The following is a 15962-nucleotide window of genomic DNA, read 5'->3' as shown; positions in this document are numbered from 1 at the left end:
GAGGTCACATGTCTGAATTGAAGTCTGCCGCCCGCTACCGCCCCGAAACCCGCCTGGTCCATGGCGGCACCCTGCGCTCGCAGTTCGGCGAGACCTCGGAAGCGCTTTTTCTCACCCAGGGCTACGTCTACGACAGCGCGGAGCAGTGCGAGGCGCGCTTCAAGGGCGAGGCCCCCGGCTTCATCTATTCGCGCTACTCCAATCCGACGATTTCGATGTTCGAGCGCCGCATGATCGAGCTCGAGGGCGCGGAAGCCGCGCGCTCGACCGCGACCGGCATGGCCGCCGTGACGACCGCGATCCTCGCGCCGCTGCGGGCCGGCGACCATCTGGTTGCCTCCAAAGCCCTGTTCGGCTCGTGCCTCTACGTCGTGCAGGAGCTGTTGCCGCGCTACGGCATCGAGACGACGCTGGTCGACGGCCTCGATCTCGACCAGTGGCGACGTGCCTTGCGGCCGAACACCAAGTCGTTCTTCCTGGAGAGCCCGACCAATCCGACGCTCGACGTGCTCGACATCCCGGCGATTGCCGAGATCGCACATAGCGGCGGCGCGCGGCTGATCGTCGACAACGTGTTCGCTACGCCGATCTGGCAGAGCCCGCTGTCGCTCGGCGCCGACGTCGTGGTCTATTCCGCGACCAAGCATATTGACGGCCAAGGCCGGTGCCTGGGCGGCATCATCCTGTCCTCGGAAGCCTTCATCGCCGAGCACATCCACAACTTCATGCGCCAGACCGGGCCGTCGCTCTCGCCGTTCAACGCATGGGCCCTGCTCAAGGGGTTGGAGACGCTCGGCGTGCGCGTGCGCGCGCAGACCGAGACCGCAGCGAAAATTGCGGACGCGCTCGCCTCACATCCGAAGATCTCGCGGCTGATCTATCCCGGCCGCGCTGATCACCCGCAGGCGGAGCTGGTGAAGAAGCAGATGCGCGCCGGCTCGACGCTGATCGGCTTCGAGGTCAAGGGTGGCAAGGCGGCGGCGTTCCGCGTCCTCAACGCGCTGCAGATCTCGCGCATCTCGAACAATCTCGGCGACGCCAAGAGCCTCGTCACGCATCCGGCAACGACGACGCATCAGCGACTGGCGCCGGAAGCGCGCGCCGAGCTCGGCATAAGCGAGGGCTTTATCCGCTTCTCGGCCGGCCTCGAGCATCCGGATGATCTGATCGAGGATTTCGCGCAGGCGCTGGAGAACGCGTGAGGGGCGGTGCAAACAGCCACACAATCGGTGTCGTCCCTGCGAACGCAGGGACCCATACGCCGCGGCCTTGCTGATGAGAGACGCTAGTTGACGCCCGCCTTAACTCACTACGCCCTGTGGTTATGGGTCCCTGCGTTCGCAGGGACGACGGCGTAGATATAGCTCGGCTACATCGGCCGATACGTCCGCACGTCGCCGGGCACGTTGACGCCGAGCTTGATCTGGCCGACCGACTTGATGATGTCGTCGCCGAGCAGTTGCGCGAAGCAGGCGTAGCCCCAGTCGCTCATGTGCAGGCCGTCGGAGATCACGAAATTCTCGATCGGGATCGCCTGCTTCTCGTGCCAGTCCTTCATGACCGCGAAGCGCGGGAAGATCCCGACCTTGCGCAGCTCGGCGACCTTGCCCAGCAGCTTCGTCATCTTGCCGGCGCTCTCGGCGTGCTCGTTGACCCGCGGCGAATATTGCGGATCGATCAGCACGACATCGGAGCCAACAGCCTGAATGCGCGAGATGCCTTGCTCGACGAGCTTGGCCGTTTCGTCCGGATCGAGGTTGCGCAGCACGGCGTTGGTGCCGACCTGCCAGATCACGAGGTCCGGATGGAGGTCGATCACCGCGGTCTGCAGCCGCTTCATCATTTCCGGCGCGTCCTCGCCGCCCTTGCCGGCGTTGACGACGGAGATGTAGGCGGTCGGATATTGCCGGCGCAATTGCGCGGCGAGGCGGTTGGGATAGGTGAACTCGGGCGCGCTGGAGCCGTAGCCCTGCGTCGACGACGAGCCGAACGCGACGATCACCACCGGCTGGCCGTTGGCGAGCTTGCTCGCGACACGCGGCAGCGAGCCCATCGATTTGGAGGCGCCCTTGGGCGGCAGGCAGGGAACGCGGCTGAAGATGTCGCCGGCCGATTTGGCGACCTCCTTCACCTTGTCGATTGCCTTGCCGGCGATGCCCTTCTGCGCAGTCGGATTGGCATTGGCCGTCGTAGCAGCCGGCGGCGCGGCGCTTTCAGGGGCCGGCTTCGTCTCAACCTTGTTTTCGGAACTGTTCCCGGCCTTGTTTTCAGACGCGTTGCTGCTTTGGGGCTGATCGGACAGCGCCGCGTGCTGGCCCGCCGGCGGCGAAACCGACTGCGCCTGCAGCGGTGAGGCCTGCGTCAACAGCGCCAAGGCTGCGGCGGAGACGGCCAGCCATATCTTTAAACAAAAAGGGTAGTGAGAACTCATTAACGCTGGTCCCTAATTTTGCTGCGCCGGATCGAGGCGGGCCGCATCGAGCACGAATTTCGACAGCGCGCGGCCGAGGCAGGCATGAACCCGTTTGGCCATGTCGGTGCCATGAAAAGTACTGAACAGATCGAAATCTCCGGCGTCGTTCCAGTGACGCATGATGGCAAAGCGGTCGAACAGCGGAACCGAGTGCTGCTGCGCCACGACCTTCATGTTATCTAGGTATGGCGGCGCGGAAATCATCGTTTCCGTGCGAGGGCTATATTGCAGATTGACCAGCACTACATCGGTTCCCGCATTTTGCAGTGCAACAAGCCCGTTGTCGATGGCACCGCGAAATTCGTCGGGATCGACGGATCGCATAGCATCGACGGTTCCCGTCTGCCAGATGACCAAAGTAGGCCTTTTTGCTTCCACCAGCTTAACGAGGCCGGCGTCGACCTCCTCGGCGGTCTTGCCGCTCTGTAGTTCTACGGAGAGATTGATCGGGATCGTGGGCAGCTTTTCCTTCAGGGCCGCCTGCAGCTTGGCCGGATAGGCGCTGTTCTCCGAGGACAGGATGGTCGAAGACCGGCTCCCCACCACCAGGACGGTGAGCGGCCGGGCATTCTTGATGGCCTCGGCAACCTTCGGGAGCGTACTTTCGGTGGCGAGGAGATAGGATGGGACCTCGCAGGTCGGCGCGGCGGCAGCATCCTTATCTTGGGCCTTGTCTTCGGCGCGCGCGGGACCGGCGGCTGCAAGGCCCGCGAGCAGCGTCAGGGCCAGCATAGCTCCGGTGCGGGGTTTCATACGCTCCCCCCCGCCATATCCGCATTGATGACCGGTTTTTTCGTTTTCGACGCTCCCTTGTCGGCCGAATGCTTGTACCACGAAATCACCCACGCCACGCCCCACATGATGAGGATTCCGACAAGGCTGACCAGGGCGTGCGTAACGGCACCCCCGCCAACTTCGGCCAGCACGAAATGCCCCGCAAAGGCCAGGAAGACGCCGAGGCAGAATATCTCAAGCGAATGCTGACCGCAGAGGATCAATGGTCGCAGCCAGGGCGATTTGAGCCCCGACCAATCCCTGGGCAGGAAGCGCACGGTGAGCGCCGCCAGGGCCAGGAAATGGGCAAACCGCAGCACGTCGAGGTCCGTCTTGGTAATCGGATACATCCACTGTTCGAGGCGCTTGGGCATCAGGAAGCTGAGCTGCGGGATGTGCCAAGTCAGCGTGACGAAGAACGCGAACAGCAGATAGGCAACGCAAATCCACAGCGTCACCTGCGACGACAGGATGCGGGACATCCGCTGCGCCCCGCCCAGCGCGCACCAGGCGCCGAACACGAACAGTAATTGCCAGGCGAACGGGTTGAAGATCCAGAAGCCGCTCGGATAGGCCGTCAGGTACCAGTCGAATTGCCAGGTCAGCGCGTAGAGCAGCACCGACAATGCCAGCCCGACGTCGGCCCGCCACTTCAGCAGCCACAGGATGATCGGCAGAAACAGCATCAGCACGATGTAGAGCGGCAGCACGTCCATGTTGACGGGACGGAAGCGCAGCAGCAGCGCCTGGACGATGGTGACGTCGGGCTGCTTGAGGAAATCCATGATGCCCATTTCCTCGCTGTAGAGCGGGTTTTCGAAACGGGTCGCGACATAGGAGATTTCCGCCAGGAAGATCGTGAACAGGAACACATGGGCGACGTAGATCTGCCAGACGCGCCGCATGATGCGCGCGGTCGCCACCACGAAACCGGCGTCCAGCATCGCGCGGCCATAGACGAAGGCGGCGGTGTAGCCGGAGATGAAGATGAAGATTTCGGTGGCGTCGGAAAATCCGTAATTGCGGATCGTGAACCAGGTCAGGATGTTGGTCGGCAGATGGTCGATGAAGATCAGCCACAGCGCCATGCCGCGAAACAGGTCGAGCCGCAATTCGCGCTCTCCGGCGACCGGCACCGCAATCGCCGGCGCCGCAGCCTTGACGTCGCTGAGAGGCGTTCCGGCAACTGGATCAGCAATGGACGACATCGGGCACCGTTGGTTGAGCTTTGACGCGTGCACTGTCCGGAAAAGATAATATCGGCCCGCAACTTGCGCACAAGATACGCCGACAGGAGATACGGGCCCGGACCGCGCGCGGTTGCGCTCTAGAGCGGAACTGTGTTGAAACCGCGATCAGGCAAGCGACAAACCTGATGGCCCGGCGATTGGTTCCGCCGGTTTTCCCGGCTATGATACGACGCAGGATTTCCGGAAGCTTGCCCGCATGTACCGCGCCGTCACCCGCCAGATCGAAGTTACCGTCGAACCAAACTTCCTGCCAGAGCGCTCGTCGATCGATCGCGGTCAGTACTTCTGGTCCTACACCATCGTCATCACCAATACCGGCGCCGAGACCGTGCAGCTTCGCACCCGTCACTGGATCATCACCGACGCGACCGGGCGCAAGCAGGAAGTCCGCGGCGAAGGTGTGGTCGGTGAGCAGCCTGTCTTGGCACCCGGCGAGCGCTTCGAATATACCAGCGGCGTGCCGCTGCAGACCGCCTCCGGCTTCATGACCGGCCGCTACCAGATGGTCAACGAAAGCGGCGAACGGTTCGAGATCGACGTGCCGACGTTCTCGCTGGATAGCCCGGATAACCGGCGGGTGTTGAATTAGAGGCAGCGCGCCCATTGCTGAGATAGCACTGCACACACCGCTGTCATCCCCGCGAAGGCGGGGATCCAGTACGCCGCGGCTTCTCGGTTCAATCACTGACGTCTCTGGGATACTGGATCCCCGCCTTCGCGGGGATGACAACTGAATATGAGGCGGCGATCTCGCGACATGAATTGTCCGAGGTTTGCTGAAACTTCCCGCCCTCTCCAATAAGAGGGCGCAGGGAAGACCGGGTGCGCGCCGCACCCGCGGTCTCGTGTGCCATTATGCGCATGGCAAGAGGTGCACACGAGCATACAGGTTCGGCGGAAGCATCCCGGCCTTCCCTGCGCAATGGCTTTACGGCTTACTTCGTGCTCTTCCCGGAGAACGGCTCTTTTGCCTCCGTCGCCCGCAAGACGCTTTCGCATCTTGAAGACTTAACGCCAGCACCACGGCGCCAGAACCACACGACTTGACCGTACGCCTCAGCCACACTCGTCCGTCATGGCATCGGCGTCCATCGCATCTCCCCGCGCGTCAGTGACGATGGCCAACGCCCCTCATCTCGCGGTGAGACGGCGGTATTTATGCCGCTGATTTGGGTCAAAACGGAAGCGGAATATTTCTGATTCTCAGAAATTACTGGCTTGACGCGACTTCTGTAAATCAGAAGTGATTTGCCCGTCGGGCAATTGCATCACCGCTGCTGTAGGGTGGGCAAAGCGGAGCGTGCCCACCATTGCAGCGTCGATGCGGATGGATGGTGGGCACGTCGCTGTGCTCCTTTGCCCACCCTACGAAACAACGAGCGAACGCTACTCCTCCACGCCCGCTTCATGTGGGGTGAACTGGTAGACCGAGGAGCAGAACTCGCAGGTCACCACCACCTTGTCGTCCTTCACCATCTCGGCACGGTCCTTCGGCGCAAAACTCTTCAGCATGGCCGAGACTGCCTCGCGCGAGCAGGAGCATTGCGCGCGGAGCGGCAGCGACGTGAACACGCGCACGCCGCGTTCGTGAAACAGGCGATACAAGAGCCGCTCGCCCGACAGGTCGGGATCGATCAGTTCGACATCTTCCACCGTGCCGATCAGCGACTGGCCCTCGACCCAGGCGTCGTCCTCGGCGACCTGATGCGTTTCCGTGCCCTCGGGCGCATCGCCCGGATGCAGATCGGCCTGCCGCGCGCGCTCGGGCGCCTTCGGCAGGAACTGCAGCAGCATGCCGCCGGCGCGCCAGCGGTGCTTGCCGCCGTCGCCGCCGCGCCATTCCTCGCCGACCGCGAGCCGTACGCGGGTCGGGATCTGCTCGGAGCGCAGGAAATATTCATGCGCGGCATCTTCCAGGCCGCCGCCGTCGAGCGCGACGAGGCCCTGATAGCGGCTCATGTCGCCGCCCTGATCGATGGTCATCGCCAGATGACCCTTGCCGAGCAGGGCGCCTGAATCCTGTCCGTCCTTCAGCCGCCTCGCGTCATAGCGCGCATAGGCGCGGAGCCGATCCGGCGACTGGAAATCCACGATCAGAAACGACACCGGCCCGTCGGTCTGCGTCTGCAAAATGAAACGGCCGTCAAACTTCAGCGCCGAACCAAGCAGCGTCGCCAGCACGATCGCTTCGCCAAGCAATTTTCCGACCGGCGCCGGATAATCATGCTTGGTCAGGATATCGTCGAGCGCGGGGCCGAGCCGGGTCAGCCGTCCGCGCAGATCGAGCGAGGCGACCTCGAACGGCAGCACCGCATCGTCGACGGGAACGGACGACGGCGCGCGAACGGGCGCATCGCCAGCGATTTTCATGTCGGGGGATTGTGAAATCATGGCGCTCTATCTGGGGTCTGGGAGAGCAAAGTGAAAGGGGTTGAAGAGCGATGAAACCGTCGCCATGCGTCGTCCCTGCGAAAGCAGGGACCCATAACCACCGGCTTTCATCGTCACGTACGATGTCTCCCACATTGCCAAAAACGTGAGATCACGCGGTATGGGTCCCTGCGTTCGCAGGGACGACGGAGAGAGTTACCCCACCGCGTCAAAACACCAGGCCAGAATGCCCTTTTGCGCGTGCAGGCGGTTCTCGGCCTCGTCGAACACGACCGATTGCGGGCCGTCGATCACCTCGTCGGTGACCTCCTCGCCGCGATGCGCCGGTAGGCAGTGCATGAAGATCGCCTCCGGTTTGGCCAGCGACATCAGCTTTTCGTTGACCTGGTAGGGCTTCAGCACGTTGTGGCGGTGTTCGCCCTCCTTGTCACCCATCGACACCCAAGTGTCGGTGACGACGCAATCGGCGCCGCGCACGGCGGCTTCCGGATCGGTGCCGAGCACGATCGGCGCGCCGGTCGCCTTGATCCAGTCGCGCATCGCCTTTTTCGGCGCGAGCTCCGGCGGGGTTGCGACATTGAGCTTGAACTTGAAGCGCTCGGCCGCGTGCGCCCAGGACGCCAGCACGTTGTTGTCGTCGCCGGTCCAGGCCACCGTCTTGCCCTCGATGGGACCGCGATGCTCCTCGTAGGTCATCAGATCGGCCATCACCTGGCAGGGATGCGAGCGCCGCGTCAGCCCGTTGATGACCGGCACCGTGGCGTGCGCGGCGAGCTCCAGCAGTGCATCATGATTGAGGATGCGGATCATGATCGCATCGACATAGCGCGACAGCACGCGCGCGGTATCGGCGATGGTCTCGCCGCGGCCGAGCTGCATCTCTGCGCCGGTCAGCATGATGGACTCGCCACCGAGCTGGCGCATGCCGACGTCGAACGAGACCCGCGTACGGGTCGAGGGACGCTCGAAGATCATCGCCAGTGTCTTGCCTTCGAGCGGCTTCCTGGCCTTCTCATGCGCCTTCAGTTTCGCCTTCATGTCGGCGCCCAAGGCCAGCATGTTGCGCAGTTCATCCAACGGCATTTCATTGATGTCGAGGAAGTGACGGACGGACTTGCTCATCATCCCGCCGCCTTCTTGAGCTGCGCGCCCGACAATGCGGCGCAGGCGCCTTCGAGCATCTGAACGGACTGATCGATCTCGGCCTCGGTCACGATCAACGGCGCCAGGAAACGCACGACGTTGTCGCCGGCGCCGACCGTCAGCAGTTTCTGGTCACGCAGCGCGTTGACGAGATCGCCCGAGGGCACCACCGCCTTGACGCCGACGAGCAGCCCTTCGCCGCGCACTTCCGACAGCACGGAAGGATAGCGGTCGACCACCGAGGCGAGCTTCTGCTTGAGCAGCAGCGACATCTTCTGCACATGGTCGAAGAAGCCGGGTTTCAGCATGACGTCGAGCACGGCATTGGCGGCCGCGATCGCCAGCGGATTGCCGCCGAAGGTCGAGCCGTGCGAGCCCGGTGTCATTCCGGAGCCGGCTTCCGCTGATGTCAGCACCGCCCCGATCGGGAAGCCGCCGCCGAGCGCTTTCGCCAGCGACATCACATCCGGCGTCACGCCGACGCGCTTGTAGGCGAAGAGATCGCCGGTGCGGCCCATGCCGGTCTGCACCTCGTCGAATGCGAGCAACAGGCCATGCTCGTCGCAAAGCTGGCGCAACGCCTTGAAGAAAGCCTGCGGCGCCGAGCGCACGCCGCCCTCGCCCTGCACCGGCTCGATCAGGATGCCGGCGGTCTGCGGGCCGATCGCCTTCTTCACCGCTTCGAGATCGCCATGCGGCACCTGGTCAAAACCGTCCATCGGTGGGCCAAAACCCTCGAGATATTTGGCGGAGCCGGTGGCGGCGAGCGTCGCCAGGGTGCGGCCGTGGAACGCGCCTTCGAAGGTGACGAGGCGGTAGCGCTCCGGATGTCCCTTGGAAGCGTGATAGCGGCGCACCACCTTGATCACGCCCTCCATCGCCTCGGCGCCGGAATTGCAGAAGAAGACGAGGTCGGCAAAGCTCTGCTCGCAGAGCCGCGCGGCGAGCTTCTCGCCGTCGGGCGACTTGAACAGGTTCGACATGTGCCAGAGTTTTGTCGCCTGCTCCTGCAGCGCCTTGACCAGATGCGGATGGCAATGGCCCAGCGCATTCACCGCGACCCCCGAGGTGAAGTCGAGATAGCGCTCGCCGCTCGTCGAGGTCAGCCAGCAGCCCTCCCCGCGTTCGAAGCCGAGATCGACCCTGGCGAAGACGGGGAGCAGATGCGACGTGGCGCTATTGGTCATGACAATCACTTGAGGTTTGAGACCTGCCTTCAAGACCTGCCGCGGAGCACACGCGTGCCTTGGCGCGAAGTCGGCAACAGCCGGTCTTGCGAAACGAAACGTGCCGCCGCTTAAGGGCGGCACGCGAGAGGTATTCTATGTGGGCGCGGGGCGCTGTCAACACGCCATGGAACGGCCTTTCCTGCAGTGCAAGATGGTGAATCCGTAGGATTGCGGTGTGGTGGAAAACACGCAGTGGAATGCCTAGATGTCAGAACATGTGGACGTCGGGGCGCGGACTCTTGCGCCCGAGTCACGCCATATTGTAGCGTTTGGGCTGTCGGGTACGACATCTCGTGCGGCAGTTTTGATCCCTTAAGAGTCTTTTGTGAAAGCGTAAACGTTCGGGCGCCCATATCGCGCCCGGCGAGGGCTAAGGGATTCTGACCGCAGGGATTTTTGAGACGAATGACATCGCGGGCGCTGCCCCAGGTTGGCCGGCGCGACGCGAAGGGAAGCATACGATGACGGTATTGACCTGGTCCGACGATCGCGTCGAGCAGCTGAAAAAGCTCTGGGAAGCCGGATTATCGGCCAGCCAGATCGCCGCGGAACTCGGCAATGTGACGCGGAACGCCGTGATCGGCAAAGTGCACCGCCTGGGCCTGTCCGGCCGTGCCAAGAGCCCCTCCTCGGCCGCGCCGCGGCAGCGCAAGGCGCGCCCCGCCGCCCAGCAGATGATGCGGGTATCGCGGCCGGTGTCGCGCGGCAACACCGCGCTCGCGCACGCCTTCGAGGTGGAGCTGGAGCCCGATCCGGTTGCCTTCGACAATGTGGTGCCGATGAGCCAGCGCCTGTCGCTGCTCGAACTGAACGAAGCGACCTGCCACTGGCCGGTCGGCGATCCCGCAAGCCCGGAATTCTTCTTCTGCGGCGGCAAGGCGCTCACCGGCCTGCCCTACTGCGCGCACCACTCGCGCATCGCCTACCAGCCCGCTGCCGATCGGCGGCGGCAGCAGCCGAAGACGACGCGGTAAGGGCGGGCGCGCGGGATTATTTCAACGATGTCGTCCCCGCGAACGCGGGGACCCATAACCACCGTTGCGCGTGGTTATGCCTCGCTGGGGCTCCAGCGCATTTCGACAATCGAGATTGGTGGTTATGGGTCCCGGCTCAAAGGCCGGGACGACGGCTGTGTGCGCTAAGAGCAAACTGCCTCAACGACGTCGTCCCTGCGAACGCAGGGACCCATAACCATCGTTGCGCGTGGTTATGCCTCGCTGGGGCTCCAGCGCATTTCGACAATCGAGATTGGTGGTTATGGATCCCGGCTCCTGATGCGCAATTGCGCATATGGGCCGGGACGACGGCTGAGGGTGCGGAGATAGCCGTGGAACGCTACTGCGGCTGCTCCGCCTTCGCGAAGCGATCATCGAGCGCGTAGCCGGCGCCGCGCACGGTGCGGATCGGATCCTGCTCGCGGCCGGGGTTGAGCAGCTTGCGCAGGCGGCCGATGTGGACGTCGACGGTGCGCTCATCGATATAGATATCGCGGCCCCAGACGCTGTCGAGCAGCTGCTCGCGGCTGAAGACGCGGCCGGGATGCTCCAGGAAGAATTCAAGCAGGCGGTACTCGGTCGGGCCGAGGTCGATCTGGCGGCCGGAGCGCGCGACGCGGCGCTTCTCGCGGTCGAGCTCGATGTCGCCATAGGTCAAAACGGTGGCGAGCCGCTCGGGACTGGCGCGCCGCAGCAGGCCCTTCACCCGCGCCAGCAATTCCGGCACCGAGAATGGCTTGACGATGTAGTCGTCGGCGCCGGTCGCAAGACCCCGCACGCGCTCGCTCTCCTCGCCGCGTGCCGTCAGCATGATGATCGGCAGCTGCTTGGTCTCGGGCCGCGCGCGGAGGCGGCGGCACAGCTCGATGCCTGATAGCCCCGGCAGCATCCAGTCGAGCACCACGAGGTCGGGCACCCGTTCCTTCAGCCTTGTATCGGCGTCATCGCCGCGTGCAACGGTTTCGACCTCATAGCCTTCGGCGTCGAGGTTGTAGCGCAACAGCGTGGTCAGCGCTTCCTCGTCCTCGACCACCATGATGCGTGCGCTCATCCTATCATCCTCAGCTATTGGGAATGGTCGCAGCAAACGTCGTCATGTCGCCCTTCGGGCGCTTGTCGAGAATCTGCTGCCCCTCGATCATGTAGAACACGGTCTCGGCGATGTTGGTGGCGTGGTCGCCGATCCGCTCGATGTTCTTGGCGCAGAACATCAGATGGATGCAGAACGAGATGTTGCGCGGATCTTCCATCATATAGGTGAGCAGCTCGCGGAATAGCGAGGTGCAGATGGCGTCGACTTCCTCGTCGCCCTTCCACACCGCCATCGCCGCGGGCAGGTCGTGCGCCGCATAGGCGTCCAGTACTGACTTGACCTGCGACTGCACGAGGTCGGTCATGTGCTCCAGGCCACGCATCAGTTTCAGCGGCTGGAAATCCTTCTCCAGCGCCGCGACGCGCTTGCCCATGTTCTTGGCGAGGTCGCCGATCCGCTCCAGGTCGGTGGCGACGCGCATGGCGCCGACGATTTCGCGCAAGTCGATCGCCATCGGCTGGCGGCGAGCGATGGTCAACACCGCGCGCTCCTCGATCAGATGCTGCAGACGGTCGATCTCGACGTCGGAGGCGACGACCCGCGAGCCGAGGGTGACGTCGCGGCGGACCAGCGCGTCAACGGATTCAGAAATCATGCGCTCGGCGAGGCCGCCCATCTCGGCAACGAGACGGGTCAATTCCTGAAGATCGCTATCGAATGCTTTGGCAGTGTGTTCGGAACCCATCTCTGTCTCCTCAACCGAACCGGCCGGTGATGTAGTCCTGCGTACGTCGATCGCCGGGCGAGGTGAAAATCTTGTTGGTGTCGTCGAATTCGATCAGTTCGCCAAGATACATGAAAGCGGTCTTGTCGGAGACGCGCGCCGCCTGCTGCATGTTATGGGTGACGATGGCGATGGTGTAGTCCTCCGACAGTTCCTGGATCAGTTCCTCGATCTTGGCGGTTGAGATCGGGTCGAGCGCCGAGCACGGTTCGTCGAACAGGATCACCTCTGGCCGGACCGCGACGGTGCGCGCGATGCATAGGCGCTGCTGCTGGCCGCCGGACAGCGACAGGCCGCTGGCATTGAGCTTGTCCTTGACCTCGTTCCACAGCGCGCCGCCGCGCAGTGCCTTCTCGACGCGGTCGTCCATCTCGGACTTCGAGATCTTCTCATAGAGGCGGATGCCGAAGGCGATGTTCTCGTAGATCGTCATCGGGAACGGCGTCGGCTTCTGGAACACCATGCCGACGCGGGCGCGCAGCAGATTGAGGTCGAGCTTGGGATCGAGGATGTTGGTCTGGTCGAGCAGCAGCTGGCCGGTGGCGCGCTGGCCGGGATAGAGATCGTACATCCGGTTGAAGATACGCAGCAGCGTGGACTTGCCGCAACCGGACGGGCCGATAAAGGCGGTGACGCGGTTGGTGCCGAGCGTCAGGTTGATGTTTTTCAGCGCGTGGTGCTCGCCATAATAAAAGTTGAGGCCACGCACCGTCACCTTCGGCGCGGCGTCCGGCAGCGGCATCTGTGAAACGGGACCGCTCGCGTTACTCACGGATACGGACAGTTCGGTCATTTGGATGTCCTCTCGGCGCCAAGGATGCGCGCGCCAACATTCAGGGCCAATACGGTAAGCGTGATCAGGAGCGCCCCGGCCCAGGCCAGCTGCTTCCAGTAGGCATAGGGACTCTGCACGAAATTGTTGATGGTGACCGGCAGGTTCGCCATCGTCTTGGTGAGGTCGAGGCTGAAGAACTGGTTCGACAGCGCGGTGAACAGCAGCGGCGCGGTTTCGCCGGCGACGCGGGCGGTGGCAAGCAGCACGCCGGTAATCAGGCCGGCGCGGGCGGCGCGGTAGGCGATGCGCCGGATCACCAGCGAGCGGGGCATACCGAGCGCGGACGCGGCCTCGCGCAGCGGATTGGGCACCAGTCCCAGCATGTCCTCGGTGGTGCGCACCACCACGGGGATCACGATCACGGCGAGCGCGAGGCAACCGGCGATCGCCGAGAAACCGCGCATCGGCACCACGACCGCGCCGTAGATGAACAGGCCGATGATGATCGACGGCGCACTAAGCAGGATGTCGTTGATGAAGCGGATCACCGAGGTCAGCTTGTCGTGCTTGCCATATTCGGCGAGATAGGTGCCCGCGAACAGGCCGAGCGGCGCACCGATGCCGACGCCGATCGCTGTCATGATGATCGAGCCGATGATGGCGTTGCGCAGTCCGCCCTCGGTCGATCCGGGCGGCGGCGTGTCCTGGGCGAAGACGGCGAGATTGAGCCCGGTGAGGCCGTTGTAGAACAGCGTGAACAGGATCAGCGCCAGCCAGGTGACGCCGAATGCCGCGGCGCCCAGGCACAGGAACTTGATGACGATATTCTTGCGGCGGCGGGAAGCGTAGATCGCGTTCATGTCAGTTGCCCGCCTTCTTTTCCAGACGCATCAGCATCAGCCGCGCGGCGGCCAGCACGAAAAACGTCAGGATGAACAGGAGCAGGCCTAGCAGGATCAGGCCGGACTGGTGCAGCCCGTCGCTCTCGGCGAATTCGGAAGCGATCGCCGCCGAGATCGTGGTGCCCGGCGCGAAGATCGAGGACTGGATCTTGAACGAGTTGCCGATGATGAAGGTCACTGCCATGGTCTCGCCGAGCGCACGGCCGAGCGCCAGCATGATGCCGCCGATCACGCCGACCCGCGTATAGGGAATGACGACGTTGCGGACGACTTCCCAGGTGGTGCAGCCGACGCCGTAGGCCGCTTCTTTCAGGACCGGCGGCACCGTCTTGAAGACGTCGACCGAGATCGAGGTGATGAAGGGCAGCACCATGATGGCGAGGATCAGCGAGGCGTTGAACAGGCTGAGATAGGATGGGGGGCCGGCGAAGATCGCGCCCAGCACCGGCACGCCGTCGAACAGGTTGATCATGAGCGGCTGGAAGGTGTTGGCCAGGAACGGGCCGAGCACGAAGAAGCCCCACATGCCGTAGATGATCGAGGGAATGCCGGCGAGCAGCTCGACCGCAAGGCCGATCGGGCGGCGCAGCCATAGCGGACAGATTTCGGTGAGAAACACCGCAATGCCGAGCCCGACGGGAATCGCGATCATCATCGCGATGACGGAGGTGATCAGCGTGCCGTAGACCGGGCCAAGCGCGCCCAACACCGGCGGATCGGCCGACGGTGCCCAGCGCTGGGTCGTGAGGAATGCCAGGCCGTATTCGCGCAGCGCCGGCCAGGCGCCGACGATCAGCGAGAGGATGATGCCGCCGAGGATGAGCAGGACCGAGATCGCGCAGATGCGCGTGATCCAGTAGAAGGTGACGTCGCCGACCTTGAACGCGCTCAGGGCCCTCGCGCGATCGTAAGGTCCGGCAGCTTCGATTACGTCGCTATCAACCGCCATTTCTGCCACGCCCGATCCCCTGTACTTCTACTTGATCTTGCTTGCCCCGTCTCGTGCCCCGGATGCGGCGCAACGCGTAGCGGTGCCAAGCCGGGGCCCAACTTGATGGGTGACGCGTTCTTGGTGACGCGTGGGTCCCGGCTCTGCGGCGCAGCGCACCGGACGATGCTTCGCATCGCCGGGGAACGCTGCACCGCGTCCGGGACAAGGGACCTCAGCTCTTGATCTCGGCCGACCAGGTCTTTTCGATCTGCTTGACGACCGAGTCCGGCATCGGGATGTAGTCGAGCTCCTCGGCCATCTTATCGCCCTTCTCGAACGCCCATTTGAAGAACTTGATGGCTTCCTGAGCGGCTGCCTTGTCGGTGGCCGACTTGTGCATCAGGATGAAGGTCGCGCCGGTGATCGGCCAGGAGGCATCGCCCGGCTGGTCGGTCAGGATCACATAGTAATTCTTGGCACCGGCCCAGTCGGCATTGCTAGCCGCGGCCTGAAACGCCCCAATGGTCGGCTGCACCGTCTTGCCAGCCTTGTTGACGACCGCGCCATAGGTCAGCTTGTTCTGCTTGGCGTAGGCATATTCGACATAACCGATCGAGTTCTTGGTCTGGCTGACGTTGCCGGCGACGCCTTCGTTACCCTTCGCGCCGACGCCCGTCGGCCACTCGACCGCGGTACCGGCACCGGCCTTCGCCTTCCACTCGGCATTGGTCTTCGAGAGATAGTCGGTCCAGATGAACGTGGTGCCGGAGCCGTCCGAACGGCGGACCACCGTGATCGCTTCGGAGGGCAGCTTGACCTTGGGATTGAGCTTGGCGATTGCGGGATCGTCCCACTTCTTGACCTTGCCCAGATAGATGTCGCCCAGCAGTTCGCCGGAGAACACCAGTTCACCCGGCTTGACACCTTCGAGGTTCACGACCGGCACCAGCGCGCCCATCGCCTGCGGCCACTGAATCATGCCGTCCTTTTCAAGCTGCTCGGGCTTGAGCGGCATGTCGCTGGCGCCAAACGTCACGGTCTTGGCCTGGATCTGCTTGATGCCGGCACCGGAGCCGATCGACTGGTAGTTCAGGCCGTTGCCGGTCTCCTTCTTGTAGGCGTCGGCCCACTTCGAATAGAGCGGGAACGGGAAGGTCGCGCCTGCGCCGGTGATGTCGGCAGCGAAGGCTGACGTCGACGCGGCGACCATGCCGGCGGCGACGATCGTTCTGATGAAATTCATGCTGGTCTCCATCTTGGTGAGCGAAGCGCCGGTGCGCCC

General features: G+C 63.6%; 15 protein-coding genes. 3 read left to right on the top strand and 12 right to left on the bottom strand.

Translation table 11 applies throughout. The annotated features are described in order from the left end of the window. Window positions 1-8: 8 nt before the first annotated feature. Complete coding sequence (locus QA643_RS03355; protein ID WP_283031793.1) at window positions 9-1202, top strand: O-succinylhomoserine sulfhydrylase; 1194 nt, start codon at window positions 9-11, stop codon at window positions 1200-1202. A 167-nt stretch (window positions 1203-1369) separates the two neighbouring features. Here QA643_RS03355 and QA643_RS03350 read toward each other — a convergent pair whose 3' ends face one another. The 3 genes from QA643_RS03350 to QA643_RS03340 are packed head-to-tail and all read right to left on the bottom strand — an operon-like array spanning window position 1370 to window position 4455. Next, a complete protein-coding gene (locus QA643_RS03350) occupies window positions 1370-2431 on the bottom strand; it encodes an SGNH/GDSL hydrolase family protein (RefSeq protein ID WP_283031792.1) in 1062 nt (353 codons plus the stop codon). A 12-nt stretch (window positions 2432-2443) separates the two neighbouring features. Then, on the bottom strand, window positions 2444-3226 hold the full coding sequence (locus tag QA643_RS03345) for an SGNH/GDSL hydrolase family protein (RefSeq protein WP_283034699.1): 783 nt from the start codon (window positions 3224-3226) through the stop codon (window positions 2444-2446). After that, a complete protein-coding gene (locus tag QA643_RS03340; RefSeq protein ID WP_283031791.1) occupies window positions 3223-4455 on the bottom strand; it encodes an OpgC domain-containing protein in 1233 nt (410 codons plus the stop codon). The genes QA643_RS03345 and QA643_RS03340 overlap by 4 nt, the downstream gene beginning before the upstream one ends. Before the next feature lie 238 nt (window positions 4456-4693). On the opposite strand from QA643_RS03340, the gene apaG reads away from it, so the two are divergent. After that, window positions 4694-5086 carry a Co2+/Mg2+ efflux protein ApaG gene (gene apaG, locus QA643_RS03335; RefSeq protein ID WP_283031790.1) on the top strand — a complete coding sequence of 131 codons (393 nt, stop codon included), beginning with the start codon at window positions 4694-4696 and terminating at the stop codon, window positions 5084-5086. 797 nt (window positions 5087-5883) lie between these two features. Here apaG and QA643_RS03330 read toward each other — a convergent pair. From QA643_RS03330 to QA643_RS03320, 3 genes are all read right to left on the bottom strand, one after another. Beyond that, window positions 5884-6888: an Hsp33 family molecular chaperone gene (locus tag QA643_RS03330; protein WP_283031789.1), complete on the bottom strand. Its 1005-nt coding sequence runs from the start codon at window positions 6886-6888 to the stop codon at window positions 5884-5886. 195 nt (window positions 6889-7083) lie between these two features. After that, entirely contained in the window at window positions 7084-8010 is a 927-nt protein-coding gene (argF, locus tag QA643_RS03325) for an ornithine carbamoyltransferase (protein ID WP_283031788.1), read from the bottom strand. Next, window positions 8010-9218 (bottom strand): aspartate aminotransferase family protein, encoded by a 1209-nt coding sequence (locus QA643_RS03320; RefSeq protein ID WP_283031787.1) that lies wholly within the window; start codon window positions 9216-9218, stop codon window positions 8010-8012. Before QA643_RS03320 ends, argF begins: the two co-directional genes overlap by 1 nt. Before the next feature lie 503 nt (window positions 9219-9721). Here QA643_RS03320 and QA643_RS03315 point away from each other — a divergent pair. Continuing rightward, the gene (locus QA643_RS03315) at window positions 9722-10234 is read left to right on the top strand and encodes a GcrA family cell cycle regulator (protein WP_283031786.1); all 513 of its coding nucleotides are present in this window, start codon (window positions 9722-9724) and stop codon (window positions 10232-10234) included. 361 nt (window positions 10235-10595) lie between these two features. Here the strand turns inward: QA643_RS03315 and phoB are convergent, their stop codons facing one another. From phoB to pstS, 6 genes are all read right to left on the bottom strand, one after another. Then, window positions 10596-11306 (bottom strand): phosphate regulon transcriptional regulator PhoB, encoded by a 711-nt coding sequence (gene phoB / locus QA643_RS03310; RefSeq protein ID WP_283031785.1) that lies wholly within the window; start codon window positions 11304-11306, stop codon window positions 10596-10598. 10 nt (window positions 11307-11316) lie between these two features. Continuing rightward, a complete protein-coding gene (gene phoU, locus QA643_RS03305; RefSeq protein ID WP_283031784.1) occupies window positions 11317-12033 on the bottom strand; it encodes a phosphate signaling complex protein PhoU in 717 nt (238 codons plus the stop codon). Between the two features lie 10 nt (window positions 12034-12043). Beyond that, a complete protein-coding gene (gene pstB / locus QA643_RS03300) occupies window positions 12044-12865 on the bottom strand; it encodes a phosphate ABC transporter ATP-binding protein PstB (RefSeq protein ID WP_283031783.1) in 822 nt (273 codons plus the stop codon). Then, entirely contained in the window at window positions 12862-13707 is an 846-nt protein-coding gene (pstA, locus tag QA643_RS03295; RefSeq protein ID WP_283031782.1) for a phosphate ABC transporter permease PstA, read from the bottom strand. The genes pstB and pstA overlap by 4 nt, the downstream gene beginning before the upstream one ends. Window position 13708: 1 nt before the next feature. After that, the gene (gene pstC, locus QA643_RS03290; protein WP_283031781.1) at window positions 13709-14698 is read right to left on the bottom strand and encodes a phosphate ABC transporter permease subunit PstC; all 990 of its coding nucleotides are present in this window, start codon (window positions 14696-14698) and stop codon (window positions 13709-13711) included. A gap of 214 nt (window positions 14699-14912) precedes the next feature. Beyond that, window positions 14913-15923 (bottom strand): phosphate ABC transporter substrate-binding protein PstS, encoded by a 1011-nt coding sequence (pstS, locus tag QA643_RS03285; protein WP_283031780.1) that lies wholly within the window; start codon window positions 15921-15923, stop codon window positions 14913-14915. Window positions 15924-15962 lie beyond the last annotated feature (39 nt).

The sequence above is a fragment of the Bradyrhizobium sp. CB3481 genome (assembly GCF_029714305.1).
In the GTDB taxonomy this organism is placed as follows: Bacteria; Pseudomonadota; Alphaproteobacteria; order Rhizobiales; family Xanthobacteraceae; genus Bradyrhizobium.
Note: the sequence above shows the minus strand (reverse complement) of the source record. Positions and strands in the feature narration are given on the sequence as shown.

Excerpts from the sequence above, each read along its gene's own strand:
- QA643_RS03355 (WP_283031793.1), top strand. The coding sequence starts at position 9 with ATGTCTGAATTGAAGTCTGCCGCCCGCTACCGCCCCGAAACCCGCCTG.
- QA643_RS03350 (WP_283031792.1), bottom strand. The coding sequence starts at position 2,431 with ATGAGTTCTCACTACCCTTTTTGTTTAAAGATATGGCTGGCCGTCTCC.
- QA643_RS03345 (WP_283034699.1), bottom strand. The coding sequence starts at position 3,226 with ATGAAACCCCGCACCGGAGCTATGCTGGCCCTGACGCTGCTCGCGGGC.
- QA643_RS03340 (WP_283031791.1), bottom strand. The coding sequence starts at position 4,455 with ATGTCGTCCATTGCTGATCCAGTTGCCGGAACGCCTCTCAGCGACGTC.
- apaG (WP_283031790.1), top strand. The coding sequence starts at position 4,694 with ATGTACCGCGCCGTCACCCGCCAGATCGAAGTTACCGTCGAACCAAAC.
- QA643_RS03330 (WP_283031789.1), bottom strand. The coding sequence starts at position 6,888 with ATGATTTCACAATCCCCCGACATGAAAATCGCTGGCGATGCGCCCGTT.
- argF (WP_283031788.1), bottom strand. The coding sequence starts at position 8,010 with ATGAGCAAGTCCGTCCGTCACTTCCTCGACATCAATGAAATGCCGTTG.
- QA643_RS03320 (WP_283031787.1), bottom strand. The coding sequence starts at position 9,218 with ATGACCAATAGCGCCACGTCGCATCTGCTCCCCGTCTTCGCCAGGGTC.
- QA643_RS03315 (WP_283031786.1), top strand. The coding sequence starts at position 9,722 with ATGACGGTATTGACCTGGTCCGACGATCGCGTCGAGCAGCTGAAAAAG.
- phoB (WP_283031785.1), bottom strand. The coding sequence starts at position 11,306 with ATGAGCGCACGCATCATGGTGGTCGAGGACGAGGAAGCGCTGACCACG.
- phoU (WP_283031784.1), bottom strand. The coding sequence starts at position 12,033 with ATGGGTTCCGAACACACTGCCAAAGCATTCGATAGCGATCTTCAGGAA.
- pstB (WP_283031783.1), bottom strand. The coding sequence starts at position 12,865 with ATGACCGAACTGTCCGTATCCGTGAGTAACGCGAGCGGTCCCGTTTCA.
- pstA (WP_283031782.1), bottom strand. The coding sequence starts at position 13,707 with ATGAACGCGATCTACGCTTCCCGCCGCCGCAAGAATATCGTCATCAAG.
- pstC (WP_283031781.1), bottom strand. The coding sequence starts at position 14,698 with ATGGCGGTTGATAGCGACGTAATCGAAGCTGCCGGACCTTACGATCGC.
- pstS (WP_283031780.1), bottom strand. The coding sequence starts at position 15,923 with ATGAATTTCATCAGAACGATCGTCGCCGCCGGCATGGTCGCCGCGTCG.